Annotated in this window: 25 protein-coding genes; 16 read left to right on the plus strand and 9 right to left on the minus strand. The window is 74.3% G+C overall.

The window, feature by feature from the left end; all coding sequences use genetic code 11:
* Window positions 1-32 precede the first annotated feature (32 nt).
* The 3 genes from tatA to ACH34T_RS05250 all read left to right on the plus strand — a co-directional run bounded on the left by tatA (window position 33) and on the right by ACH34T_RS05250 (window position 4,233).
* Window positions 33-392, plus strand: a complete 360-nt coding sequence (gene tatA, locus ACH34T_RS05240) for a Sec-independent protein translocase subunit TatA (protein ID WP_395990793.1) — start codon at window positions 33-35, stop codon at window positions 390-392.
* A 60-nt stretch (window positions 393-452) separates the two neighbouring features.
* Entirely contained in the window at window positions 453-1,307 is an 855-nt protein-coding gene (gene tatC / locus ACH34T_RS05245; protein WP_395990794.1) for a twin-arginine translocase subunit TatC, read from the plus strand.
* A 103-nt stretch (window positions 1,308-1,410) separates the two neighbouring features.
* Complete coding sequence (locus ACH34T_RS05250) at window positions 1,411-4,233, plus strand: DEAD/DEAH box helicase (protein ID WP_395990795.1); 2,823 nt, start codon at window positions 1,411-1,413, stop codon at window positions 4,231-4,233.
* Here ACH34T_RS05250 and ACH34T_RS05255 read toward each other — a convergent pair.
* Window positions 4,230-5,285 carry an oxygenase MpaB family protein gene (locus ACH34T_RS05255; RefSeq protein ID WP_395990796.1) on the minus strand — a complete coding sequence of 352 codons (1,056 nt, stop codon included), beginning with the start codon at window positions 5,283-5,285 and terminating at the stop codon, window positions 4,230-4,232. The genes ACH34T_RS05250 and ACH34T_RS05255 overlap by 4 nt on opposite strands.
* A gap of 273 nt (window positions 5,286-5,558) precedes the next feature.
* On the opposite strand from ACH34T_RS05255, the gene ACH34T_RS05260 reads away from it, so the two are divergent.
* From ACH34T_RS05260 to ACH34T_RS05275, 4 genes are all read left to right on the plus strand, one after another.
* The gene (locus ACH34T_RS05260; protein WP_395990797.1) at window positions 5,559-5,918 is read left to right on the plus strand and encodes a hypothetical protein; all 360 of its coding nucleotides are present in this window, start codon (window positions 5,559-5,561) and stop codon (window positions 5,916-5,918) included.
* Window positions 5,919-6,115: 197 nt separating this feature from the next.
* On the plus strand, window positions 6,116-7,150 hold the full coding sequence (locus ACH34T_RS05265; protein WP_395990798.1) for an ABC transporter ATP-binding protein: 1,035 nt from the start codon (window positions 6,116-6,118) through the stop codon (window positions 7,148-7,150).
* A complete protein-coding gene (locus ACH34T_RS05270) occupies window positions 7,147-7,992 on the plus strand; it encodes an ABC transporter permease (RefSeq protein WP_395990799.1) in 846 nt (281 codons plus the stop codon). The genes ACH34T_RS05265 and ACH34T_RS05270 overlap by 4 nt, the downstream gene beginning before the upstream one ends.
* Window positions 7,993-8,073: 81 nt before the next feature.
* Window positions 8,074-8,379 carry a hypothetical protein gene (locus tag ACH34T_RS05275; protein ID WP_395990800.1) on the plus strand — a complete coding sequence of 102 codons (306 nt, stop codon included), beginning with the start codon at window positions 8,074-8,076 and terminating at the stop codon, window positions 8,377-8,379.
* Window positions 8,380-8,456: 77 nt separating this feature from the next.
* On the opposite strand, the gene ACH34T_RS05280 is transcribed toward ACH34T_RS05275, so the two are convergent.
* Both ACH34T_RS05280 and ACH34T_RS05285 read right to left on the minus strand, forming a co-directional pair.
* A complete protein-coding gene (locus ACH34T_RS05280) occupies window positions 8,457-9,194 on the minus strand; it encodes a hypothetical protein (RefSeq protein WP_395990801.1) in 738 nt (245 codons plus the stop codon).
* 71 nt (window positions 9,195-9,265) lie between these two features.
* Entirely contained in the window at window positions 9,266-9,901 is a 636-nt protein-coding gene (locus ACH34T_RS05285) for an ArsR/SmtB family transcription factor (protein ID WP_395990802.1), read from the minus strand.
* Window positions 9,902-10,022: 121 nt separating this feature from the next.
* Here ACH34T_RS05285 and ACH34T_RS05290 point away from each other — a divergent pair, with 121 nt between their 5' ends.
* Together ACH34T_RS05290 and ACH34T_RS05295 are read left to right on the plus strand one after the other, a co-directional pair.
* Window positions 10,023-10,517 carry a MarR family winged helix-turn-helix transcriptional regulator gene (locus tag ACH34T_RS05290; RefSeq protein ID WP_395990803.1) on the plus strand — a complete coding sequence of 165 codons (495 nt, stop codon included), beginning with the start codon at window positions 10,023-10,025 and terminating at the stop codon, window positions 10,515-10,517.
* Between the two features lie 179 nt (window positions 10,518-10,696).
* Window positions 10,697-11,413, plus strand: a complete 717-nt coding sequence (locus ACH34T_RS05295) for a DUF4142 domain-containing protein (RefSeq protein WP_395990804.1) — start codon at window positions 10,697-10,699, stop codon at window positions 11,411-11,413.
* A 102-nt stretch (window positions 11,414-11,515) separates the two neighbouring features.
* On the opposite strand, the gene ACH34T_RS05300 is transcribed toward ACH34T_RS05295, so the two are convergent.
* Entirely contained in the window at window positions 11,516-12,400 is an 885-nt protein-coding gene (locus ACH34T_RS05300) for an NAD-dependent protein deacetylase (protein ID WP_395990805.1), read from the minus strand.
* Between the two features lie 90 nt (window positions 12,401-12,490).
* Here ACH34T_RS05300 and ACH34T_RS05305 point away from each other — a divergent pair, with 90 nt between their 5' ends.
* Complete coding sequence (locus ACH34T_RS05305; RefSeq protein ID WP_395990806.1) at window positions 12,491-12,616, plus strand: hypothetical protein; 126 nt, start codon at window positions 12,491-12,493, stop codon at window positions 12,614-12,616.
* Entirely contained in the window at window positions 12,613-14,010 is a 1,398-nt protein-coding gene (locus ACH34T_RS05310; RefSeq protein ID WP_395990807.1) for a 6-phospho-beta-glucosidase, read from the plus strand. Before ACH34T_RS05305 ends, ACH34T_RS05310 begins: the two co-directional genes overlap by 4 nt.
* 52 nt (window positions 14,011-14,062) lie before the next feature.
* Here ACH34T_RS05310 and ACH34T_RS05315 read toward each other — a convergent pair whose 3' ends face one another.
* A complete protein-coding gene (locus tag ACH34T_RS05315) occupies window positions 14,063-15,040 on the minus strand; it encodes a DUF3068 domain-containing protein (protein ID WP_395990808.1) in 978 nt (325 codons plus the stop codon).
* Window positions 15,041-15,287: 247 nt separating this feature from the next.
* Between ACH34T_RS05315 and ACH34T_RS05320 the strand changes: the two genes are divergently transcribed.
* The gene (locus ACH34T_RS05320) at window positions 15,288-15,581 is read left to right on the plus strand and encodes a DUF2470 domain-containing protein (protein WP_395990809.1); all 294 of its coding nucleotides are present in this window, start codon (window positions 15,288-15,290) and stop codon (window positions 15,579-15,581) included.
* A 144-nt stretch (window positions 15,582-15,725) separates the two neighbouring features.
* On the plus strand, window positions 15,726-16,433 hold the full coding sequence (locus ACH34T_RS05325) for a heme oxygenase (biliverdin-producing) (RefSeq protein WP_395990810.1): 708 nt from the start codon (window positions 15,726-15,728) through the stop codon (window positions 16,431-16,433).
* A gap of 30 nt (window positions 16,434-16,463) precedes the next feature.
* On the opposite strand, the gene ACH34T_RS05330 is transcribed toward ACH34T_RS05325, so the two are convergent.
* From ACH34T_RS05330 to ACH34T_RS05340, 3 genes are all read right to left on the minus strand, one after another.
* Window positions 16,464-17,882 (minus strand): RNB domain-containing ribonuclease, encoded by a 1,419-nt coding sequence (locus ACH34T_RS05330; protein ID WP_395990811.1) that lies wholly within the window; start codon window positions 17,880-17,882, stop codon window positions 16,464-16,466.
* A gap of 42 nt (window positions 17,883-17,924) precedes the next feature.
* Window positions 17,925-18,719 carry a Crp/Fnr family transcriptional regulator gene (locus ACH34T_RS05335; protein ID WP_395990812.1) on the minus strand — a complete coding sequence of 265 codons (795 nt, stop codon included), beginning with the start codon at window positions 18,717-18,719 and terminating at the stop codon, window positions 17,925-17,927.
* A gap of 278 nt (window positions 18,720-18,997) precedes the next feature.
* Window positions 18,998-19,918 (minus strand): 5'-3' exonuclease H3TH domain-containing protein, encoded by a 921-nt coding sequence (locus tag ACH34T_RS05340; protein WP_395990813.1) that lies wholly within the window; start codon window positions 19,916-19,918, stop codon window positions 18,998-19,000.
* Window positions 19,919-20,044: 126 nt separating this feature from the next.
* Here ACH34T_RS05340 and ACH34T_RS05345 point away from each other — a divergent pair, with 126 nt between their 5' ends.
* Window positions 20,045-21,154: a M24 family metallopeptidase gene (locus tag ACH34T_RS05345; protein WP_395990814.1), complete on the plus strand. Its 1,110-nt coding sequence runs from the start codon at window positions 20,045-20,047 to the stop codon at window positions 21,152-21,154.
* 201 nt (window positions 21,155-21,355) lie between these two features.
* Here ACH34T_RS05345 and ACH34T_RS05350 read toward each other — a convergent pair whose 3' ends face one another.
* A complete protein-coding gene (locus ACH34T_RS05350; protein ID WP_395990815.1) occupies window positions 21,356-22,552 on the minus strand; it encodes an ABC transporter ATP-binding protein in 1,197 nt (398 codons plus the stop codon).
* 148 nt (window positions 22,553-22,700) lie between these two features.
* On the opposite strand from ACH34T_RS05350, the gene ACH34T_RS05355 reads away from it, so the two are divergent.
* Both ACH34T_RS05355 and ACH34T_RS05360 read left to right on the plus strand, forming a co-directional pair.
* On the plus strand, window positions 22,701-23,747 hold the full coding sequence (locus ACH34T_RS05355; RefSeq protein ID WP_395990816.1) for a LacI family DNA-binding transcriptional regulator: 1,047 nt from the start codon (window positions 22,701-22,703) through the stop codon (window positions 23,745-23,747).
* 72 nt (window positions 23,748-23,819) lie between these two features.
* Entirely contained in the window at window positions 23,820-24,260 is a 441-nt protein-coding gene (locus ACH34T_RS05360) for an Lrp/AsnC family transcriptional regulator (RefSeq protein ID WP_395990817.1), read from the plus strand.

Raw genomic sequence — 24,260 nt, forward strand, 5'->3', positions numbered from 1 at the left:
CGTCCGTGAGGACCCTGCTGAAGAGGATTGTCATGGCTGGACTTGGCACGACCGAGATTCTGATCATCCTGGCGGTGGTGTTGCTGCTGTTCGGGTCGACGAAGCTGCCGACGCTCGCGCGGTCGCTGGGCAAGTCGGCGCGGATCTTGAAGGCCGAGACCAAGGGCCTGCATGACGACGACGACGGCGACAAGACGGCCAAGGCCGAGGCGCAGCCCGACCAGAGCGCCGAGTCGCGGGACAAGGCCGCCAAGCTCCGCGAGGAGGCGGCCAGGCTGGAGCGCGAGGGCGCGGACGGCGGCGAGCGGCGCCCCCGCGGCGCGCTCGGCTCCGGCGAGCCGATCCAGGGCGTCCCGGTGTCGGACCCCGGCCAGGTCCGCAAGAGCGGCTGACCGGGCCCCCGCCCCGCGACCCGACCCGTCCGCCCCCGAGCCTGATTGCCCACGATGATGATGACCAGGCGCGACGCCGCCCCCGACGGCCGCATGCCGCTCATGGAGCATCTCCGTGAGCTGCGCAACAGGTTGATCAAGGCGATCCTGGGCCTCGTGCTCGGCGCCGCCGTCGGGTGGATCTTCTTCCCCCCGATCTGGGACTTCCTGAAGCAGCCGTACACGCGGATCCCGTCCGAGCACTGCCTGGAAGGCAAGTGCGACCTGGTCGTGCACGGGATCTTCGACGGGTTCTTCATCCACCTGAAGGTCGCGCTGATCGTCGGCGCGATCCTGTCGTCGCCGATCTGGCTGTACCAGATCTGGGCGTTCGTCGCGCCGGGCCTGTACCGGCGGGAGCGCCGCTGGACGTACACGTTCATGACGGCGGCGGTGCCGCTGTTCGGGCTCGGCGCGGCGCTGGCGTACCTGACGATGGACAAGGGCTTGAAGATCTTCATCGGGCTCGCGCCCGGAGACACGACCGTGCTCGTCGGCGTCCAGGACTACCTGGGCTACGCGCAGGCGATGCTGTTCATCTTCGGGCTGACGTTCGAGCTGCCGCTGTTCGTCGTCATGCTGAACCGGATCGGAGTCCTCACCCACGAGCGGATCCGCAAGTCGCGGCGGATGCTGATCTTCGGCGTGTTCGTGTTCGCCGCCGTCGCCACCCCCAGCCAGGACCCGTTCACCATGCTCGCGCTGGCGCTGCCCACGATCGTGCTGTTCGAGGTCGCCGAGGTGATCGCGTTCTTCCACGACCGGCGCAGGCTCCGCGACCCCGACCCGTACGAGGAACTGGCCGACGACGAGGCGTCCCCGCTCGACCTGGACGCCATCGACGCCGAACTGGAGAAGGGCGACCGGACCGTCTGACCCGCGCGGGCGCCCCGGCGGGCGCGCCGCGGGTGCGGCCGGGGCGCGCGGGGATCGTCTCCGGATTGGGAATCGGGCCGGTCGAAACCGTAGGCTCCAAGGTATGACCTCCCCCGACACCGGCACCGGCACCGGAACCGGAACCGACGCGGACACCGGAACCGACGCGGGCACAGGGCCGGCCGGCGAGACCCCGGCCCAGCGGTACGCCGCCTACCGCAGGCGCACCGAAGGGAACGGCCCGGCCCTGCTGGACTTCCGCACCCTGTACGACTTCGAGCTGGACCCGTTCCAGATCGAGGCGTGCCAGGCGCTGGAGGGCGGCAGCGGCGTCCTCGTCGCCGCGCCCACCGGGTCCGGGAAGACGGTGGTGGGGGAGTTCGCCGCGCACCTCGCCCTCACCGGCGGCGGCAAGTGCTTCTACACCACGCCGATCAAGGCGCTGTCGAACCAGAAGTACGCTGACCTCGTCCGCCGGTACGGGGCGGAGAAGGTCGGGCTGCTCACCGGCGACAACAGCGTCAACGGCGAGGCCCCGGTCGTGGTGATGACGACCGAGGTGCTGCGGAACATGCTGTACGCGGGGTCGCAGACCCTCGCGGGCCTGGCGTTCGTCGTGATGGACGAAGTCCACTACCTCGCCGACCGGTTCCGCGGCGCCGTCTGGGAAGAAGTGATCATCCACGTCCCGGACTCGGTGCGGATCGTGGCGCTGTCGGCGACGGTCAGCAACGCCGAGGAGTTCGGCGAATGGCTCCACGAGGTGCGCGGAGACACGGCCGTGATCGTGGACGAGCACCGTCCCGTCCCGCTGTTCCAGCACATGATGGCCGGCGGCCGCCTGTACGACCTGTTTGTCGACACCGGCAAGGGCAGGGACCGGCAGGCCCGGCTGAACCCGCAGCTCACCCGGATGGCGGTGGACGAGGTCCGCCGCGCCAAGGTCAACCAGGGCCGCCGCACCGGACGGCGCCGCGCGCCGCGCCCGCAGCGGTACCGGCCCCCGGCCCGGCCCGACGTGATCGAGCGGCTGGAGCGCGCCGGGCTGCTCCCGGCGATCACGTTCATCTTCAGCCGCGCCGGGTGCGACGCGGCCGTCCTGCAGTGCCTGCACGCCGGGCTGCGGCTGACGTCCAAGGAGGAGGCGGAGGAGATCCGCGCGCACGCCGAGCTGCGCACCGCCGACATCTCCGCCGAGGACCTGCGCGTCCTCGGCTACGGCGACTTCCTCGCGGCGCTGGAGCGCGGCGTCGCCGCCCACCACGCCGGGATGCTCCCCACCTTCAAGGAGATCGTCGAGGAGCTGTTCACCCGCGGGATGATCAAGGCGGTGTTCGCGACGGAGACGCTCGCGCTCGGCATCAACATGCCCGCCCGCACCGTCGTGATCGAGAAGCTCGACAAGTGGAACGGCGAGGCGCACGTCGACCTGACGCCCGGCGAGTACACGCAGCTCACCGGGCGGGCCGGGCGCCGCGGCATCGACGTGGAGGGCCACGCCGTCGTGGTGTGGGGGCCGAACGTGGAGCCCGCGTCCGTCGCCGGGCTCGCCGGGACCCGCACCTACCCGCTGAACTCCAGTTTCCGGCCGTCGTACAACATGGCCGTCAACCTCGTCGGCGCCGTCGGGAACGAGCGCGCCCGGACGCTGCTGGAGGAGTCGTTCGCGCAGTTCCAGGCCGACCGCGCCGTCGTCGGCCTGGCCCGGCAGGTGCACAAGAACGAGGAGGCCCTCGACGGGTACGCCAAGGCCGCCGAATGCCATCTCGGCGACTTCATGGAGTACGCGGCGATGCGGCGCCGCCTGTCGGACCGGGAGGCGGAGCTGTCGCGCGAACGCGCCGGGACCCGCCGCGCCGAGGCCGCGAGATCGCTGGAGCACCTGCGGCCGGGGGACGTCATCCTGGTCCCGTCGGGGCGCAGGTCGGGGCTCGCGGTCGTCCTCGACCCGGGCGTCGGGCGCCGCTCGGACGGGCCCGCGCCGCTCGTGCTGACGGTGAACCGGTCCGTGCAGCGCCTGTCGATCCAGGACTTCCCGCGCGCCGTGGAGCCCGTCGAGCGGATCCGGATCCCGAAGTCGTTCAGCCCCCGCAACCCGCAGGACCGCCGCGACCTGGCGTCCACGCTGCGCGCCAAGGTCCCCGACGACGCCCGCGGCCGCAAGCGCGCCCGCGGCGACTCCGCCGCCGCCGAGGACGCCGAGATCACCGAGCTGCGCGCCGAGCTGCGCCGCCACCCCGTGCACGGCTGCGACAAGCGGGAGGAGCACGCCCGCTGGGCCGAGCGGTACCACCGCCTCGACCGCGAGACCGAGCAGCTCCGCCGCCGCGTCGAGGGCCGCTCCCAGGTCATCGCCCGGACGTTCGACCGGGTCTGCGCCGTCCTGGAGCAGCTCGGGTACCTGGAGGGCGACTCCGTCACCGCGGAGGGCCGCCGCCTCGGCCAGATCTACAACGAGCTCGACCTGCTCACCGCCGAGAGCCTCCGCGAGGGGCTGTGGGACAAGCTCGACCAGGCCGAGCTGGCCGCGTGCGTGTCCGCGCTGGTCTACGAGTCGCGGCAGCCCGACGACGCCGCCCCGCCCCGCACCCCGACCGGGCCCACGCAGGACGCGCTCGCCGCGATGGTGCGGCTCTGGGGCGAGCTGGACGCCGTCGAGCGCGACAACCGCGTGTCGTTCCTCCGCGAGCCCGACCTCGGATTCGCGTGGACGGCGTACCGATGGGCCAAGGGCGACGACCTCGACGAGGTCCTCCTCGAAAGCGACCTCACCGCCGGGGACTTCGTCCGCGCCGTGAAGCAGCTCCTCGACCTGCTCGGGCAGGTCGCCGACGCCGCCCCGCCGAACAGCCACATCCGCAAGACGGCCCGCCGGGCGATGGACTCCATGCGCCGCGGCGTCGTCGCGTACTCGTCCGTCGCCTAGGGCTCGGCGGGCCCGGCCGCGCGGCCGTCGCTTCGGCCGCCGCTTTGGCCGCCGCCTTGGTCGGTGCGGCGGCGGGCGCGGCGCGCCGACAGGGTGCGGTCGACGCGGTACGCCGCCAGCCGGACGAGGAACGCCTGCGGCGGCCGCCGCAGGAATCCCGGCGTCGCGCGGTGGACGGCGCCCGCGGTCCGCAGCATCAGGGTCGCCGTGCGGCGGCGGTTGCCCGTCCAGGGCAGGCCGTACTGGTCGCGGAGCGTCTCGGGCAGCAGCGCGGCGGTGAGCAGCCGGAACACGGCGAGGCCCGGGTACAGGACGCGCAGCCGCGCCGCCTCCCGCTCCGGCCACAGGACGGCCGCGGCGACCTCGCGGGCCGTGTCCGTCACCTCCAGCGCGGCGAGCGTGTCCGCCATGTAGGCGCGGAACGCGGCCAGGTCGGGGGGCTGCGCCTCCAGCGGGCAGCCGAGGACCTCGGCGATGACGCGGGCCTGCCGGTAGCACTCCTCGGCCAGGCCCGGCTCGCCGTCGCCGCTGCCGCCGTCGCCGTCCGGCCGCATGATGTGCTCGTAGACGTGCAGCGCGGAGTCGATGAGCGTCGCGTTGACCCAGAGCTGGAGCTCCGGGTCGTCGCCGGAGTAGCCGTCGCCGCGGACCGTCCCGTGGATGCCGCGGACCTTCGCCGCGATCCGTCCGACCTGCTCCGGCGTCCCGAACGTCACGATCAGCAGGAAGTCGAGGGTGCCGAACAGGCGGGCCAGCGGACGCTCGGTGAAGTCGCTGTGCTCGGCGACGCCGCGGGCCACGTCCGGATGCGCGAGCTGCATCAGCAGCGCCCGCCCGGCGCCGAGGCCGACGAGCGGTTCGGCGGCCAGCGCGCGCAGCACGTCCCGCTCCCCGAGCCGGACGCCGGAATGCTCGCCGAATTGATCGCCTGACCGTTCGGCGCGCCGGTCGCCGGGTTGATCGCCGGGTTGATCGCCGAGCCGGGCGGCGGGTCGACCGGCTGGACGTGTGCCGGGCCGGCCGGACGAACGGGGCTGCGGTGTCGCGGGCACGGGGCCTCCCGGCGGTCGGAGCCTGCCCGGCCATCCTCGCGCAGCTATTGACAGAGGATCAATAACGCTCCGCTACCGGCGGAGATTTCCAGATGTTGGGGAAATCGGCCCGTAACCTGCGATTCAGTGCCACAATCGGGACGCCCGATCACCATTGAGGGCCGTGGGGAACATGGTGCGCAGGCGCCGGCCGAGGACGGCCCGCCGCGGCGCCGCCGGACGGGGGAGCGGTCCCGGTCCGCCCCGCGAGTGACACGAGAAAGGTCCCGACCCGTGGCCATCCGCGACAAGATGCGCGCCAACGCGGCCCCTGCCCTGCAGCCGGGCGAGAACGTCCAGGCGGTCTTCGGCGCCCAGACCACCAGCCAGTACTTCGCGCTGCTGTCCTACTGGATCATCATCTTCGCCAACGCCTACCGCGTCGTCGTGGTCACCGACCGGCGGATCCTGGTGTGCCGGTCCGGGCGGTTCCGCATGACGCCGGTCAACGAGGTCCTGCGCGAGCTGCCCCGCGGCACCCGCGTCGGGCCGCCGAGCGGGCTGTGGTGGCGCTGCGAGACGCTCGGCGAGAAGCTCTACGTCCACAAGCGGTTCCACAAGGACGTCAACGCCGCCGACGGCGTCACCGCCTGAGGCCGCACCCCGAGACAGGGGCCTTCCCGCCGCGCGGGAGGGCCCCCTCGCCTTTCCCGGAGCGCGGGCGTCCGGCGGGCGGGCACCCTACGCAGGTCGGAGACGGATCCGCTTCACGGAGGATCCGGCCGCGCGAACGGGACGCTACGGTGATCCCGGTCACCATATTTCGGAAACGAACACGCCAGGATGTGTGCATGATCGAGGCGGAGAACCTCACCAAACGCTACGGCGACAAGACCGCCGTCGACGATCTGTCATTCGCCGTCGCGCCCGGGCGGGTGACCGGGTTCCTCGGCCCGAACGGCGCCGGGAAGTCGACCACCATGCGGCTGCTGCTCGGACTCGACCGGCCGGACCGCGGCGACGCCCGGATCGACGGCGTCCACTACACCGAGCTGCCCGCGCCGCTCCGCGTGGTCGGCGCGCTGCTGGAGGCGCGGGCCGTCCACACCGGCCGCAGCGCCTACAACCACCTGCTGTGCCTCGCGCAGACCCAGGGGATCGGCAAGAAGCGCGTCGACGAGGTCGTCGACCTCGTCGGCCTCACCGGCGTGGCCCGCAAGCGCGCCGGCGGCTTCTCGCTCGGCATGGGTCAGCGGCTCGGCATCGCCGCCGCGCTGCTCGGCGACCCGTCCGTGCTGATCCTGGACGAGCCCGTCAACGGCCTCGACCCGGAGGGCATCGTCTGGATCCGCACCCTCATGCAGCGGCTCGCGGCCGAGGGGCGGACCGTGTTCGTGTCCAGCCACCTCATGAACGAGATGGCCGTCACCGCCGAGCACCTCATCGTCATCGGGCGCGGCAGGCTCATCGCCGACTGCTCGACCGAGGAGTTCATCGAGCGCAGCACCGAGAAGATGGTCGCCGTCCGCAGCCCCGAGGGCGCGCGGCTCGCCGACGTCCTCACCGGCGAGGGCGCCAAGGTCAGGGCCGCCGAGGACGGCCTGCTGACCGTCACCCACATGGAGGCGCCCCGCGTCGGGGAGCTCGCCGCCGCCGAAGGAGTCGTCCTGCACGAGCTCACCCCGATGCGCGGCTCGCTGGAGGCCGCGTTCATGGAACTGACCCGCGAGAGCGTGGAGTACGGCGCGGCCGGCGGGCCCGTCCCCGGCGGACCGATGCCCGGCGGGCCCGTCCCCGGCGGGCCGGTCCCAGGCCCCGGATTCGCGGGAGGGCCGCCCGCCGCCGGGCCCGCCGCGGGTGCCGCAGGGACGGAGGAGCAGCGATGACCGCCGCCACGACCGAGTCCGCCGCGCAGCCCGCGGCCGGGCCGCCCGCGTTCGACCGGCCCGGCTTCGGACGCCTCATGCTCGCCGAGTGGACGAAGATCCGCACGGTCCGCTCCACCCTGTGGTCGCTGATCCTGCTGATCATCCTCGACCTCGGGTTCACCGCGCTGTTCGTCGGGCTGACCGCCGCGCAGTGGGACGACATGAACGCCGACGACCGCGCCTCGGTCACCGCCGACCCGGTCAGCTTCATCCTCGGCAGCGGGTTCTTCCTCAGCCAGCTGACCATCTGCGTGCTCGGCGTCCTGGTGATCGCGTCCGAGTACTCCACCGGCATGATCCGCGCCAGCCTGCTCGCGGTGCCGCGGCGGCTGCCGATGCTGGCCGCGAAGGCCGCGGTGTTCGCGCTGGTCGTCCTCGCCCTCGGCGTCCTGGTGTCGTTCGCGTCGTTCTTCATCGGCGCCGCGATGATCGGGGACAAGGCGGAGGTCTCCCTCGGCGACCCCGGCGTCCTGCGCGCGGTCGTCGGCGGCGGGCTCTACCTGGCGATGCTCGGCCTGTTCGCGATGGCGATCGGCGCGATCGTGCGGCACCCCGCGGGCGGCATCACCGGCGTGATCGGGTTCGTGCTGGTGCTGGCGCCGCTCGCGATGCTGCTGCCCGGGAGCATCGGCGAGCACGTCCACGCCTACCTGCCGTCCGAGGCGGGCTACCTGATCGCCAAGGCGCACCAGGGCGAGGACGACCTGCTCACGCCCTGGCAGGGCTACGGCGTGTTCGCCCTCTGGACGGCGGCGCTCCTCGCCGCCGCCGCGGTCCTCCTCAAACGCCGCGACGCCTGACACGAGGCGCGGACCCGCGTCGCACGACCACCGAACGCCCGGCCGTCCGGCCGGGCGTTCGGGCTGCCCGCCGGGACGCGGATGCACCGGTTCCTCAGGCCAGGCGGCGGCGAACGGGCCCTGCCCCCCAGTGGCGCGCTCGTCGGCTCCGCGCTGCGCGACGAACTCCGCGTGGACGCAGGCGACCGCGTCACCCTGCGCCTGCCCGGCGGACGGACCGCCACCACCACGATCGCCGGGTTCGTCAACGAGCCGCTCGGCACCTTCGCCTACGCCGCCCTCAGCCAGGTCGCCGCCTGGGACCCGGCCGCGCGGCCCCGCATCGTCCTCGTCCGGTTCGACCCGGGCGCGGACCGCGCCGCCGTCGTCCGGGAGAGGGCCGGGTAGCCGGGGACGTGGACGGGCGCCCGCACGGTCTGCGTGCGGGCGCCCGAGCGTGCGCGCCTCTTAGGCGTTCCGGCGTTTCAGGCGTACAGGTCGTGGAGCCAGGTGCGCCACGCCTTCTTCGTCCGCTCCTGGTCGGCGGCGGACCCGGGCGCGAAGTCGTGCACCGCGATCCCGACCGGGCCGCCCCACGCGTCGCGGCCGAAGAACCGGTACATGGCGTCGCCCGTGCGCAGGCCGAGGAAATGCTCGTTGCGGTAGTCGACCACCGCGTCCGCCGCGCCCGCGCCCGGCAGGTCCACCCGGACCGTGTCGCCCTCGGCGGCGCCGTCCAGGCCGAGCGCACGGACGGCCGCGCCGAACGAGCCCTTCGCCATGGACGCCTTCGGGCCGTGGATGTCGGACTGCGTCGCCGGCAGCCCCGTGAAGTGCACCAGGTACTGCCGCAGCGTGTGCAGGTAGAAGTCGGTGTGCCGGTTCGCGCCGTCGTACTGGTTGTCCCAGTCGTCGGTGAAGATCCCGCTGTGCACGTACCGGACCCAGGCACGCCCGCCCTCGCGCGGCTCGATCAGGTTGTCGAGCTGGTTGAGCGACTGGGGGAGGCCCTCGATGCCGTCCGGGTTCTCCTGGCGGCTGGTCAGCCGGTGCGGCGGATCCCACGCGGTGACGACCCCGCCGAGCCCGGCGGCGCCGCCGACCCGCGGCTCGTACTCCGCCGGCCACAGCCACCCCGCGGCGCCCGTGGTGATCGCGTCCCAGACCTGCTCGGGCGACGCGTCCACCTCGAACTCGCGGACGATCTCGAATGCCTTGCCCATGATGGCTCTCCTTGCGTTGCGTGAATGCGTTGCGTGCTCTGCGTGCTGTGTCGCGCGGTGACGGCCGCGGGTCAGGGCTCGATCTCCCCGGGGGCGTCCGGCTCCGGTTCCGCGGACGCCGCCGGCCCGGTCTTCAGCGACGGGTGGACGGCGATGACGACGCGGTGGCCCCGCCCGCCCTCCGCGTCCGCGTCGTGGTACTTGCGGACCAGCGCGCCGACCCCTGCGGTCAGCTCCTCGACGAACGCGGCCCGGTCGGCGGCGGACGCGAACCTGACCTCCCCGTCCAGCGCGAACGTCGCGAGGCGCTTGTCGGCCCGCGCCGCGCCGGTGATCAGCGCGCCGACGTCGCGGACCAGCCGGCCCGCGAGCGCGAGCAGCCACCGCGCCGACATCGCGTCCCGGTGCCGGTCGGGGTCCGGCTGCACCGAAGCGAGCGCGAGCGGCGAGATGACGTAGGACGCCGCCGTCGCCTGCATCAGCCGCTCGGTCATGTTGCCCTTGCGGCGCTCGCCAACCAGCTCGACCAGGCCGTGCCGCTCCAGCGCCCGCAGGTGGTAGTTGACCTTCTGCCTGGGCAGGCCGACCTGGGCGGCGAGCGCGGTCGCCGACATCGGCTCGGCCAGCGCGGCCAGGAGCCGCGCCCGCATCGGGTCCAGGGAGGCCGCCGCCGCCTCGGGGTTCTCGATCACCGTCACGTCCAGCATGCCCTCATCATGGCAACCGACAATCAGATTTGTCAAGACAGAATCCTTTGTCGGTGCAGCGGTGCGGCGGCGGGCTGGCACACATTGGCGCCGGACGCTCCGGGCGTTGTAGAAAGTCGTCATGAGCGAGCAGGCCGCCCCCGCGGGCGACGCCGAGGGCGTCGACGAGGTCACCTCGGCGGTGCTGACCGCGTCGCGGCTGCTGGTGGCGATCTCCGTGCGGTCCCTCGCCGCCGTCGAGGACGCCGTCACGCTCCCGCAGTTCCGTCTCCTCGTCGTGCTGTCCTCGCAGGGGCCGCTGAAGCTCGTCACGCTCGCCGGGCTGCTGGCGGTCAACCCGTCCACCGCGATGCGGATGGTCGACCGGCTCGCCGCCGCCGGGCTGCTGGACCGGCAGACCAGCCCCGACAGCGGACGCGAGGTCCGCATCCAGCTCACCGCCGCCGGGCGCGGCATCGTCGACGACGTCACCGCCCGCCGCCGCGCCGACATCGCCGCGATCGTCGCCCGGATGCCGCCCGGCCAGCGGCGCACCCTCGTCGCCGCCCTGCGCGCCTTCACCGAGGCCGGCGGCGAACCCCCCGCCACCAACCTCGTCCCCCTCGGCTGGACCTGAGCCCCGCCCCGCTGGACCTGAGCCCCGCCCGGCTGGACCTGAGCCCCGCCTGGCTGGACCTGAGCCCGCTCCGGTTCTGCCGGAAAATCCGTCCGCCGCCGAACCCCGCCGCCCGGACGTGCGTACAGCCCGGCAGACGCACCTCGTCTCGACCTCTCGAACGGAAAGGACGGCGGCGGATGCGAACACCCCGACCCGCCCCGGCGGCGGCCCCGGTCGCGGCGTGCGGGCTGGCCGCGTCGCTGCTGCTCGGCGGCTGCACCGCGATGGCCCGCCAGTCCGGCGACGGGGGAGCGCAGCCCCCGCAGGTCGCGGCGGAGAACGCCCGCCAGGCCACCGTCCCCACCGAGTGGGGGCCGCTCGGTCCGGCCGACCGTGTCCTGCTCGTCAAGGTCCGGCAGGCCGGGCTGTGGGAGATCCCCGTCGGCCGGGAGGCCGCGCGCCGCGCCGCCCGGCCCGAGACGCGCCGCAACCTCGCCGAGATCGCCCGCCAGCACGAGCGGCTGGACGAGCTCGACCGCACGCTCGCCGCGCAGCTCGACGTCCCGCTGCCGAACCAGCCGACCGCCGAGCAGCAGAGCTGGATGTCGGAGATCGGCGGCAAGTCCGGCACCGAGTACGACAAGACGGCCGTGGCGCGGCTGCGGATGGCGCACGGCCAGATCTATCCGCAGGTCGCCGCCGTCCGCGCCAGCACCCGCAACACGCTCGTCCGCCGGTTCGCCAAGCAGTGCGAGACCTTCGTCCACGCCCACATGACGCTGCTGGAGGGCACCGGCTTCGTCACCGTCGACACCCTTCCCGACCCGCCGTCCGTGACCGACGCGCCCGAGCCCGGCGGCCCGGGCCAGGGACGGACGCCCGCGCCCGCCGCCACCTCCGTGATCGGCGGCTGATCGCCGGGGCCCGCGCGGTCGCATCCCCCAGGCGGTCTCAGTCCCCGGGCGGTCCCGGTCCCGGGCGGTTTCAGTCCCCGGGCGGTCTCGGGCCGCGCGGTCTCAGAGTCGGGCGTCCAGCTCGGCGAGGAGCGCGGTGAGCGTCGCGCCGAGCGGCGCGTCCAGCGTGATCAGGGCGTGCTCGTCGCCCCTGGTCGCGCCGCGGTTCACGATCGCGACCGGGACGCCGTGCTCGGCCGCGTGCCGGACGAACCGGTACCCCGACAGCACCGTCAGCGACGACCCGAGCACCACCAGCGCGCCCGCGCCCTCCGTGAGCGCGAAGCAGGCCCGCACCCGGTCCGGCGCCACGTTCTCGCCGAAGAAGATCACGTCGGGTTTGAGGACGCCGCCGCACCGCTCGCAGTCCACGACCCGGAACGCCGCCACGTCCGCGTCGCCGAGGACGGCGTCGCCGTCCGGGTTGACCGCGCCGGGGGCGGCGGCGCGGGCCTCCCAGCCGGGGTTCGCGGCGCGGAGCCGCTCGTCCAGGCGGGTGCGGGGCGTCCGGTCGCCGCAGGCCAGGCAGACCACCCGGTCGAGCGCGCCGTGCAGCTCGATCACGCCGTCCGCCCCGGCGGCCTGCTGCAGGCCGTCGACGTTCTGGGTGATGATCCCCGCGACCAGCCCGCGGCGCGCCAGCTCCGCGACCGCGCGGTGCCCGTCGTTCGGACGCGCTGCCGCGATGTGCCGCCACCCCAGATGGCTGCGCGCCCAGTACCGGCGGCGCGCCGCGGCCGACCCGGTGAACGTCTGGTAGGTCATCGGCTCGGCCCGCCGGCGGCGGCCCGTCTCCCCGCGGTAGTCCGGGATGCCCGACTCGGTCGACAGGCCCGCGCCGCTCAGCACCACCACGTCGCCGTCCGAGACGAGATCGGCCAGCTTGCGCAGCCGCGCCTGCGCGTCCGTTCCGCTTCCCGCGAACCGCCCCTCAGCAACCTGCGTCACCCCTCCATGGTGCACGACGGCCGCGCTGACCGTCCGCCCGGCGGTTCCTTGATCGTCCACCGGGGCCGCGCGGGTGCTACGTTCCGCTGCGTGACCTCGAACAGGCGGCACGCGCCGATCGCGCCATCGCCGCGCATGAAGGAGGCCGGGACGCCGGTCGAGCGGGCGGTGCCGGAGCACCGCCCGCGCGCGGGCGGGGAGGTGCGCGTCGCATGAAGCTGGCCGTTCTCGGCGGCGGCGGGTTCCGGGTGCCGTACGTGTACGAGGCGCTGCTGCGCGACCGCGGCGTCCCCCGGATCGACGAGGTCTGGCTGTACGACACCGACCCCGGCCGCCTGGACGTCATGGCGTCGGTCCTCGCCGCGCTCGCCGACGCCGCCGCGCTCGCCGACGCCGCTGGGACCGGGGACGCGGGCGCGCCGCCGAAGGTGTTCACCGCCACCGGCCTGGACCGCGCGCTGGAGGGCGCCGACTTCGTCTTCGCCGCGATCCGCGTCGGCGGCACCGCCGGACGGGTCTGCGACGAGCGGGTCGCGCTCGACCTGGACGTCCTCGGGCAGGAGACCACCGGCCCCGGCGGGCTGGCCTACGGGCTGCGGACCGTCCCCGTCATGACGCGCATCGCGCGGCGGGTGCGGGCGCTCGCGCCGGACGCGTACGTCATCAACTTCACCAACCCCGCCGGCATGATCACCGAGGCGATGCAGGCGGTGCTCGGCGACCGGGTGCTGGGCGTGTGCGACACCCCGTCCGGGCTCGGCGTCCGCGTCGCCGCCGCGCTCGGCCTCGACCCGTCCCGGCTCCGGCTCGACTACGTCGGGCTGAACCACCTCGGCTGGACGCGCCGCGTCCTGCACGACGGGACGGACGTGCTGCCCGCCGTCCTCGCCGACGACGGCCTGCTCGGCTCGCTGGAGGAGGGCGTGGTGTTCGGCCGCGGCTGGCTCCGCGACCTCGGCATGATCCCCAACGAGTATCTGTACTACTACTACTTCAACCGGGAGGCGGTGCGCGCCACGCTCGACGCGCCGCGGACCCGCGGCGAGTTCCTCGCCGCGCAGCAGGCCGCGTTCTACGAGCGGGCCGCCTCGGCCTCCGGGGACGCCCCCATGGGGCTGTGGCGCGAGACCGTCGCCGCCCGCAGCGCCAGCTACATGGCCGAGGTGAAGGGCGCCGCGACCGGCGCCGCGTCGCCCGGCCACGCCGGCGTCGACCCGGTCGACGAGGGCTACGCCGGCGTCGCGGTCCGGGTGATGGCCGCGATCGCCCGCGACGAGCCCGCCACCCTGATCCTCAACGTGCGGAACGGGCCGACGCTGCCCGCGCTGCCGCCCGACGCGGTGATCGAGGTGCCGGTGCGCGCCGACGCGGGCGGCGTCCACCCGCTGCCCCTCGCCCCGCCCGACCTGCACCAGACGGGCCTGATGCAGCAGGTCAAGGCCGTCGAGCGGCTGACGATCAGGGCCGCGCTGACCGGCTCGCGGACCGACGCCGTCAAGGCGTTCGCGCTGCACCCCCTGGTCGACTCCGTGTCGGTCGGACGGCGCCTGCTGGACGGCTACGTCGACCGCATCCCGGAGGTCGCGGCCGTGTTCGAGGAACCCCGCTGACCCCGGACCCCGGCGAAGCGAGGACCCTCGGCGCCCCTCCGGAGGTCACAGGCTAGCCGCTCGCGGGGGCGGCGGAGCCCTCGGGCGTCCGCCGGTGCCCGGGAAGGCGGGCGGCCCCGGTCGTCAGGGCCAGCCCGGCCGCCAGGGCGAGCAGCCCGGCCCCGAGGAGGGCCAGCGGCACGATCATCTCCAGCAGCCGGATCTTGGCGGCGCCGTCGTCGGACCTGGAGAGCAGGTCCCGCTGCGACTCGGGCGTCAGCTTGAGGTCCAGGTCGGCGACGACGAGGCCCCCCGGGCCGCCCTGCTGGGGCCGCAGCGTCGACACCACGTGCCGCTGCTGGTCGACGGGGGCGCCGGTCCGCGGGTCGATCCAGTACGTGCTGTCGGACCGCTGCCAGCGGTCGACCTGCACGGGCTGGCCGCCCTTGGGGAGCCCGAGCAGTTCGGGAGGCAGCGCGGGCAACTGGCCGGGGAGCCTGGTGTCCGGGACGCGCTGGACGAACCGGAAGGTGCGGACGCCGTTGCGCCGCTCCTCCCCGGCGAAGGTGATCGGCCAGGCGCGCCGGGTGCTCAGGTCGAAGAGCTTCAGGCCCTTCTTCTCCGGCTCGACCGGCCAGAACAGCCCGATCCCCGACTGCCGGACGCTCTTGTCGCCCTCGACCGCCGCGCCGCAGCAGGCCCCGAGCCGTCCGGTGCGGCGGTCGAAGGCGAGCCGCTGCTTCTGGATCTCGATCGTGGCGCCGTTCGCCGTGTCCTGGACGACGGTGGTGGAGTCCCAGACGGCGACCCCGTCCTCGCGGGCCTTCACGTCGCCGCGGATGGTGTTGGTCGCCACCACCGTGGCGCCGGTGCGCGGGGTGAGCCTCCCGGCGTCGAAGTAGGCGGCGTTGCCGGCCTGCAGCCGCGTGACCTGGTAGAGGTCCGTCGGCGCGCCGATCAGCGCCGGGGCGACGTAGAGGCGCGCGAGGAGGGCCCCGGCCAGCATGAACGCGCCGAGGCCGATGAGGGTGAAGCCGATGGTCCTTCGCATGGCGGCCTCCCAGCGACGCGGCGCGGCGAAAGTGAACCGGTGCGCGCACAATCCCACAAAGCCGTGTGCCTGGCCAGGGCGGAGCGAAGAGCATTTCGCCATGTGGGCGCGGCCGGCGTGCGCGCCGGCCCGCCCGGGTCGCCCGGGCGGCGGCGGGTAGGCTCCGCTCCATGCTCGGCGGACGCCCGCCCCGCGGGTCTGCGGGTGCCCGTCCGATCCACCCGGAGCCTTGGGAGAGGACGACTCCATGACCGACGCGGGCCCCTTCACGGACGACGTCGTGCGGCAGATCATGCGCCACATGAACGACGACCACGCGGCCGACTGCCTCACGATCTGCCGGGCGCTCGCCGGGCGGCCCGGCGCGACCGCGGCCCGGATGACCGGCATGGACGCCGACGGCATCGACTTCGCGGTCGTGGACGGCGGCGCCGAGCACCCCGTCCGGATCCCGTTCAGCGCGCGGCTCACGGAGCGTCCGCAGGTGCGCCGCGAGGTCGTCCGCATGACCGAGGAAGCCCGCGCCGCGCTGAGCGGCTGACACGAGGGGCCCGGCCGGACCGCTGGACGTTCCCGACGTCACGTCGGTAAAGTAGCCGACATCACGTCGGAAACTTCGCCGCCGCACCTTCCCAAACCGATTTAGGTAAGGCTAGCCTAATTCGCGGGATCGAGGAGGGCCGGGATGGACAGCACGGGCACGGACGGCACTGGCACGAGCAGCGCCGGCACGGACGGCGCCGGCACGGACAGGGCGTTCTCCGCGCGGCTGAGGGCCGCCACCTGGAGCGACCACGGGGACAACGAGACGTCCGCCTACATGAGCGCGCTCGTCGACGGCCGCCTCGCCCGCGACGAGTACGCGGTGCTGGTGGCGCAGCTCCACCCCGTCTACGACCTCCTCGAAGAGGCCGCCGACCGGATGGCGTCCGACCCGGTCGCGGGCCCGTTCGACCTTCCCGGCCTGCGCCGGCGCGACGCGCTGGAGGCCGACCTCGCCTACTTCTACGGCCCGCGCTGGCGCGCCCGGATCGAGCCCCGCGCGGCCACCGAGCGGTACTGCGACCGGCTCCGCGAGGTGTGCTTCGACTGGCCGGCCGGGTTCGTCGCCCACCACTACACCCGCTACCTGGGCGACCTGTCCGGCGGGCAGTACATCGGCCGGCAGGTCCGCAAGACCCTCGACCTGGCGGCCGGGGACGACGGCGTCCGCTTCTACCGCTTCCCCGGCAAGCCCAAGGCGTACAAGGACCGCTACCGCGACCTCCTGGACGCCGCGCCCTGGGACGCCGCCGAGCAGGACCGCGTCATCGACGAGGTCAAGGCCGCCTACGGCCTCAACGCCGGCGTCACCGAGGAGCTCGACCGGAGCATCCGCCCCAGCGCCGCCTGACCGCAGGCCCGGACGCGCGGACGGCGCCCGTCAGCCGGTGCGGGAGAAGCGGACGCGGCGGCGCGCCGGGTCCGCCTCCTCCAGCCGCACCCTGACCTGCTCGCCGAGCGGCAGCGCGTCCCCGTCGCAGCGGCCGAACACCGGCGGCGACACCAGCTGGACGCGCCCGCCCGTCCGGTCGGCGCTCACGTCCACCACCACCGCGTCGAAGACGTGCCCGACGTGGTCGCGCAGCAGCAGCGCCTCGACGAGGTCGACGCAGGCGTGGTCGACGTCGGCGGCGCGGCGCAGCGCCCGCTGCATCACCTCCGGCAGCTCCGGCAGCGCGTCCCGGGCCCAGCCGGGGACGGGACGTCCCGCCGCGAGCGCCAGGCACACCTCGGTGGCGTACCGGTCGGCCAGCCGCCGGATCGGCGCCGTGACGTGCGCGTACGGGGCGGCGACGGCCGCGTGCTCCGCCTGCTCGGGCGGCGAGCCGTCGAACGCGGTGTACCCGGCGCCGCGCATCAGCGCCGCCGCGTCGTGCAGGAACGCGGCGTGCCGGGGCAGGGACGGGTCGAGCGCGCGGACGATGTCGCCGTACGAGGAGCCCCCCGGCCAGGCGACGCCGAGCGCGCCGGCCGCCAGTTTGACCCGCGACACCGCCTCGGGCGGCGCGGGCGGCATCGTGCGGAGCAGCCCGACGCCGCCGTCCAGCATCATCCGGGCGGCCGCGCGGCCGGTGAGCAGCGAGATCTGCGCGTTCCACGCCTCGGTCGCCAGGTCGCCGCGCAGCTTCAGCGCCCAGCCGCCGTTCGCGTGCACGACCTCCTGCTCGGGCAGCGGGAGGCTGACGCCGCCGCGCGCCGCCTCCGCCGCGATGAGCCGCTCGCCGATCTCGCCGAGCAGCGCGATCCGGGGGTCGCCGTCGTCGTGCCGGGCGCCCGCGTAGTCGAGCCGGTCGTGGCTGCGGACGAGGGCGCGCCGCACGTCCACGCCGGTGATCCGGCCGGTGTCGTCGATGTCGATCGTCCAGGCGACGGCGGGGCGGTCGCGGCCGGGCAGGAGGCTCGCGGCGTTCTCCGACAGCGGGCGCGGGTGCAGCGGCGCGTTGGTGTCGGGCAGGTAGAGCGTGACGCCGCGGGACCGGGCCTCGGCGTCCAGGGCGCCGCCGGGACGCACGAACCCGGCCATGTCGGCGATCGCGTACCGGACGCGGTGGCCGTCGCCGCGCCGCTCCAGGTGCATGGCCTGGTCCAGGTCGAGGGAGCCGGGCGGGTCGAGGGTGAAGAACGGGAGCCCGCGCAGGTCGGCGCGGCCGTCGGGGTGGGACGCGGGGCCGGCCGCCTCGGACAGGACGGCGGGCGGGAAAGGGCCGGGCACCGAGTACTCGGCGCGGATCCGGTCGAGGCCCGCGCGGATCTCGGCGTCGGCCTCGGCGGTACGCAGTCGCAGCGGTCGGCGCGGCACAGCACCGAGGGTACGGGACGAAAACCGGGTTCCGGACGTGATCTACATCGTAAAGGCGTCGGCCGACGGACGCTCCGGCGACCGCGCGAACTCCCGCAGCCCCACCGGGTCCACCACGGTGATCTTGCGGCGTCCGGTGCGGACGAGGCCTTCCGCCCGCAGCGTGCCGAGCGCCCGGGCGACCGTCTCGCGCGAGGCGTCCATCCAGCTGCCGAGCTCCTCCTGGGACAGCGGCGGGCCGATCACGATGGCGCCGGCCGCGTCCGGCGGCGCGTGCCTGGCCGACATCTCCGCCAGCTCCGTCAGCAGGATCGCCAGCCGCCGCGCGCCGTGCGCGGACACGTGCGCCTGCAGCCTGCGGTCGGCGTCGTCGAGCCGGCGCACGAACGTGCCGCTGACCAGCCGCCACACGCCCTGGTGCGCGTCCAGGAAGCCGGTGAAGCGGGCGGCGGGCACGACCAGCGCGCGCAGCGGGCTGAGCGCCGCCACCGTCGCCGACCGCTCCCGGCGGCCGAGCACCGCGCTCTCGCAGACCAGGTCGCCGGGGCCGCGCACGGCCAGGACGACCTCCCGGCCGTCCTCGCTGGCGGACGTCACTTTCGCCCACCCCGACTCGATGATGATGATGTGGTCGGAATCGTCGCCCTGGTAGCACAGCGGCGTCCGCGGCGCGTACTTCCGGGGCCGCGCGACCGCCCGGAGCGCCGCGCGTTCGGGGGCGTCCAGCGCGTCCCAGAAGGCGTCGCCGGGGCCGGCGGCGGCGCCGCCACGGGATGTCGCCGCCCGTGTCCGCGGTCGGTCGGTCGGCAGGCGGTCGGTCGGCGCGCGTTCGGTCACGGGTCCGCGTCTCCGGTTCCTGGGGTCGGGTGAACCGGTACCCGCGACAGATGGGGGGAGTGGGGCGGTGAGGCCCAGTGCCGCGGGTACCGGTCGCTCATGCGGCCGCCGCCCGGACGGGCGTCAACGTCCGTCCGGCGGCGGTGCACTGCCTTCATCCCAATGAGAACCCCTCACTGAGCGGAATGCTGCACGCGGGAGAACGCCGTGTCTGCGTCATCTGACACTTTTGACGAAAATTGCAGCGACGATCCGCGGGCGGCGCCCGGGGGGCGCGGTCAGCGGGACAGGGCGTTCAGCAGCCGGTTGACGGGGCTGGCGAGGTTCCACTCGTCGGCCAGCGCGACGAGCGTCTCCGGGTCGCGCGCGCCCGCGGGGAGGCGGTCGTCCAGCGCCGCGAGCTCCGGCGCGTCGATGTCGGTGACGACCCGCACGACCGTCTCGGCGGCGGCGAGGTACTCGCGCGCGGCCTCCATCCGGCGCCGCGCGCCCGCCGGGAACCCCTCGTCGGCGCCCGCGTCGAGCGCCGCGAGGATCCCGGCCACCGACCCGAAGCGGGTGACGAGCGCGGCGGCGGTCTTGTCGCCGACGCCTGGCACGCCGGGCAGGCCGTCGCTCGGGTCGCCGCGCAGCGTCGCGTAGTCGCCGTAGCCGCGGCCGGGGATGCCGTACTTGGCCGCGACCTCCTTCTCGCCCATGATCTGCAGGTTCCTGATGCCGCGCGCCGTGTACAGGACGGCGACCGGGGCGCGGTCGTCGACCAGCTGGAACAGGTCGCGGTCGCCGGTCACGATGTCGACCGGGCCGTCCGCCGCGCCCCGCACGGCCAAGGTCCCGATGACGTCGTCGGCCTCGTACCCGGGGACGCCCGCGCGGGCCAGGCCGACCGCGTCCAGCACCGCGTCGATGATCGGGAGCTGCGCCTCCAGCGCGTCGGGCGTCTGGTCGCCGCCGCTCTCGGCCACCCGATGCGCCTTGTAGGACGGCAGCGCCGCCACCCGGAACGCGGGCCGCCAGTCGGCGTCCATGCAGCAGACGAGGCGCTCGGGCCCGCGGTCCTGGACGAGCCGCGCGATCATGTCGATGAGGCCGCGGACGGCGTTCACCGGCGTCCCGTCCGGGGCCGTGACCGACTCGGGCACCCCGAAGAAGGCGCGGAAGTACAACGACGGCGTGTCCAGCAGCATCAGCCCGCTCATGCGCCACATCGTGCCATGCGCCACCGACTCCGGGGCGCAGGCGGGCCGGGACGGAGGCGGCCGGTGCGACCGCGCGGCGCTCCTGCGATCCTGGTACGCAGTGAAGATCGGAGAATGGAGACGGGTGTGACAACGGAGTTGTATCCGCGCGAGCGCGTCGGCCTGGTGCGGGACGCGGCGGAGCGGGCCGGCCTCGGGGCGGTGCTGCTGACGCCGGGCCCGGACCTGCGGTACGTCACCGGGTACGACGCCAAGCAGCTGGAGCGGCTCACCTGCCTGGTGGTGCCCGCGGGCGGCGAGGCGTTCCTGGTCGTCCCGCGGCTGGAGATCCCCGCGGCGCAGGCGTCGCCGGCCGGGTCGCTCGGCGTGGAGCTGGTGCCGTGGGACGAGACCGACGACCCGTACGCGCTCGTCGCGCGGCGGCTGCCCGGCGGCCTGGGCGCCGTCGGGGTGGCCGACCGGATGTGGGCGGTGATGGCGCTGCGGTTCCGCGCCGCGATGCCCGCCGCCGAGCAGGTCGCGGCCGGGGGAGTGCTCCGGGAGCTGCGGATGCGCAAGAGCCCGGCGGAGGTGGCGGCGCTGCGCGAGGCGGGCGCGGCGATCGACCGGGTGCACCGCCGCGTGCCCGGCCTCCTCAAGGCGGGCCGCACGGAGCGGGAGGTCGCCCGCGACATCGCCGACGCGATCACCGCCGAGGGGCACGCGCAGGTCGACTTCGTCATCGTCGGGTCGGGGCCGAACGGCGCCAACCCGCACGCGGAGCCGTCCGACCGCGTGATCCGTCCGGGCGAGCCGGTGGTGGTCGACATCGGCGGGACGATGCCCAGCGGCTACTGCTCGGACTCCACCCGCAACTACTGCGTCGGCGAGCCGCCCGCCGAGTACCGCGCGTACTTCGAGGTGCTGGCGGAGGCGCAGCGGGCGTCGAGCGAGGCCGTCCGCCCGGGGGCGACGCCCGAGGAGGTGGACGCGGCCGCCCGCGACATCATCGCGGCCGCCGGGCACGGCGAGCACTTCTTCCACCGCACCGGCCACGGCATCGGCCTGGAGTCGCACGAGGACCCCTACATCGTCGCGGGCAACCTGGAGCCGCTGGAGCCGGGCATGGCGTTCTCGATCGAGCCGGGCATCTACCCCGGGCCGCACGGCGCGCGCATCGAGGACATCGTCGTGTGCACCGAGGACGGCCACGAGCCGATGAACGTCACCGAACGCGCCCTGGTCATCGTGGACTGACCACAACATCCCACGTGGAAGAGTCACAACACCCCTTGGACCAGACCTAAGCCGGGGCCACGGGTCGTGCGGCCGGAGGCGCCCCGCGCCGGAGGTCGCACGACCCGCCGGCCGGGGGGCCGTTTCACGAGACGCGCCAGCGGCTCGGGAAACGGCCCCCCGGCCGGTGACGGGGGTTCCAGGGGGTCGCCCCCCTGGGAGTTACAGCGCCAGCCCGCTGGACGGGTCGAAGAAGTGCAGCCGGCGGGTGTCGACGGCCAGGTCGACGTGCTGGCCGGGGCGGACGCGCGAGCGGGAGTTGACGCGGGCCGTCCACAGCGCCCGGTTGTCGGTGAGCGGGATCGTCAGGTCGGCGTCGCCCTCGGCGGCGTCCTCGGCGAGGTCGGCGGTGTCCTTGTGCTCGACCGGCGGCGCGTCGATCGTGAAGATCACGTTGATCTCGCTGCCGAGCTCCTCGGTCACGCTGCTGCGGACCGCCATCGGCGCCCAGTCGGCGCTGGCGTGCGCGGCGTCCTCGAAGTCCGACGGCCGGACGCCGAGGATGATCTGGCGGCCGACGTAGTTCCGCAGGTCCGGCTTGTCGGTCAGGACCGAGGCCGGGACGGGCAGCGTGTATCCGGCGAAGGTGACCTGCGCGCCGTCGCCGTCGGCGCCGGTCAGGTCGGCGGTGGCGAAGTTCATCGCCGGGGAGCCGATGAAGCCCGCCACGAACAGGTTGACGGGGTTGTCGAACAGCCGCTGCGGCGTGTCGACCTGCTGCAGCCGTCCCTCGCGCAGCACGCAGACCCGCGACCCGAGCGTCATGGCCTCGACCTGGTCGTGGGTGACGTAGACGGTGGTGACGCCGAGCCGCTCGTGCAGCTGGCTGAGGGAGGCGCGCATGGACACGCGGAGCTTGGCGTCCAGGTTGGACAGCGGCTCGTCCATCAGGAACGCCTGCGGCTGCCGGACGATCGCGCGCCCCATCGCGACGCGCTGCCGCTGCCCGCCCGACAGCGCGGCTGGCTTGCGGGAAAGGAACTGCTCAAGGCCGAGCATCTTGGCGGCCTCGCGGACCTTCTGCTTGATCTCCGCCTTCGGCGTGCCGCGCAGCTTGAGCCCGAACGCGAGGTTCTGCTCGACGGTCATGTGCGGGTAGAGGGCGTAGTTCTGGAAGACCATCGCGATGTCGCGGTCCTTGGGCGCGAGGTCGTTGACGACCTGCCCGCCGATGGAGATCTTCCCGCCGGTGATCTCCTCAAGACCGGCGATCATCCGCAGCGCGGTGGACTTGCCGCACCCGGACGGGCCGACCAGCACCATGAACTCGCCGTCGCGGATCTCCAGGTCGAGGCCGTCCACGGCCTTGACGCCGCCGGAGTACACCTTGTCGACCCGGTCCAGCACGATCCCGGCCATCCGAACCCCCTCGTGGAAACGTTTCCATAGCCCCCTGCCGAGCAGGGGTTTTGTCCGACAGCTGGAGTAAACATCATGGAAACGTTTCCATGGGAGGGATGATCAGGGATAAGATCAACTAAAACCCAGTGAGGGGGACGATCCGGGCATGACGGACAGGCGGCCGGCGACGGTCAAGGACGTGGCGGCGTCGGCCGGCGTCGGCATCGCCACCGTGTCGCGCGTGTTCTCCAGGACGGGCTCGGTCAGCGCCGCCACCCGGGAGCGGGTGCTCGCCGCGGCCCGCGCGCTGGACTACCGTCCGAGCGCCCTCGGCCGCGGCCTCAAGCTCCGGCGCAGCGGCGGCATCGGGCTGATCGTCCCCGACGTCACCGACCCGTTCTGCGCCGAGCTCGTCGCGGGAGTGCTGGCCTGCGCCCGCACCCTCGGCGAGCACGTCATCGTCGACGCCGCCGGGGGCGACCCCGCCCGCGAGGCCGAGATCGTCGAGCGGCTCGCCGAGCAGCGGGTGGACGGCATCATCGCCATGCCCGCCGGCGACGAGGCCGACTGGCGCGGCGCGGCCCGGGTGTGCTCCAGCGTCGTGTTCGCGGGCCGCGTCCTGCCGGGACTGCCGGACGTGCCGTCCGTGCTGGCCGACGACGCGGGCGGCGTCCGGGCCGTGACCGAGTACCTCGCCGGGCTCGGGCACCGCCGCATCGGGTTCCTCGGCGCCGTCCCCGGCGGCCCGCCCCGGGTGCGGGAGCGGGCGTTCCGCGCCACCCTCGCCCAGCTCGGCGTGCCCGTCGAGGAGGACCTGGTCGTCGCGGCCCGCCCGGCCACCGACGCCGCCTACGCGGCCGCCGCCGGGCTGCTGCAGCGCCGCGCCGACGTCACCGCCGTCCTGGCCGCCGGGCACCTGCTCGGCGAGGCCGCCGTGCTCGTGGCCCGCGAGCTCGACCTGCGGGTCCCCGCCGACGTGTCGATCGCGATGGTCGACGACGTGGCGTGGGCCGAGCTGTGCGACCCGCCGCTGACCGCCGTCGCGCGCCCCGCCCACGACATCGGCTACCGGGCCTGCGAGCTGGTGCTGCGCGAGCCCGCCAGGCGGGGCAGGGGAGGGCCGGTGCTGCTGCCGACCGAGCTGGTCGTGCGCGGCAGCTGCGGCCCCCTGCGCGCCCAGCGCCGCCGGCCGGGCGGCGAACCGGGCAGATAGACCGGGCAGATAGAGCCGATCCGTGATCTGAGACGGGCCCGGGCACCGGCCGCGGCACGCTAGATTTCCGGCGTGGAGGAGATAGATCGTCAGATCATGGGGCTGCTGGCCGACGACGGGCGGATGAGCTTCACCGATCTGGCCAAGGAGACGGGACTGTCGGTGTCGGCCGTGCACCAGCGCGTGCGGCGGCTGCAGAAGCGCGGCGTCATCGCCGGGTTCGCCGCCAAGCTCGACAGCACGCAGATCGGGCTGCCGCTGACCGCGTTCATCTCGATCAAGCCGATCGACCCGGCCGCGCCGGACGACGCGCCCGACCGGCTGGCCCATCTCCAGGCGATCGAGGCGTGCCATTCGGTGGCCGGGGACGAGAGCTACATCCTCAAGGTGCGCGTCGCGTCTCCGAACGAGCTGGAAGACCTGCTGCAGAAGATCCGCGCCGCCGCGAACGTCGCGACGCGGACGACGGTCGTCCTCAGCACCCCCTGGGAGGCCCGCCGCCCGCCGCTGTGA

This window comes from Actinomadura sp. 9N215, from assembly GCF_044326345.1.
Lineage (GTDB): Bacteria > Actinomycetota > Actinomycetes > Streptosporangiales > Streptosporangiaceae > Spirillospora.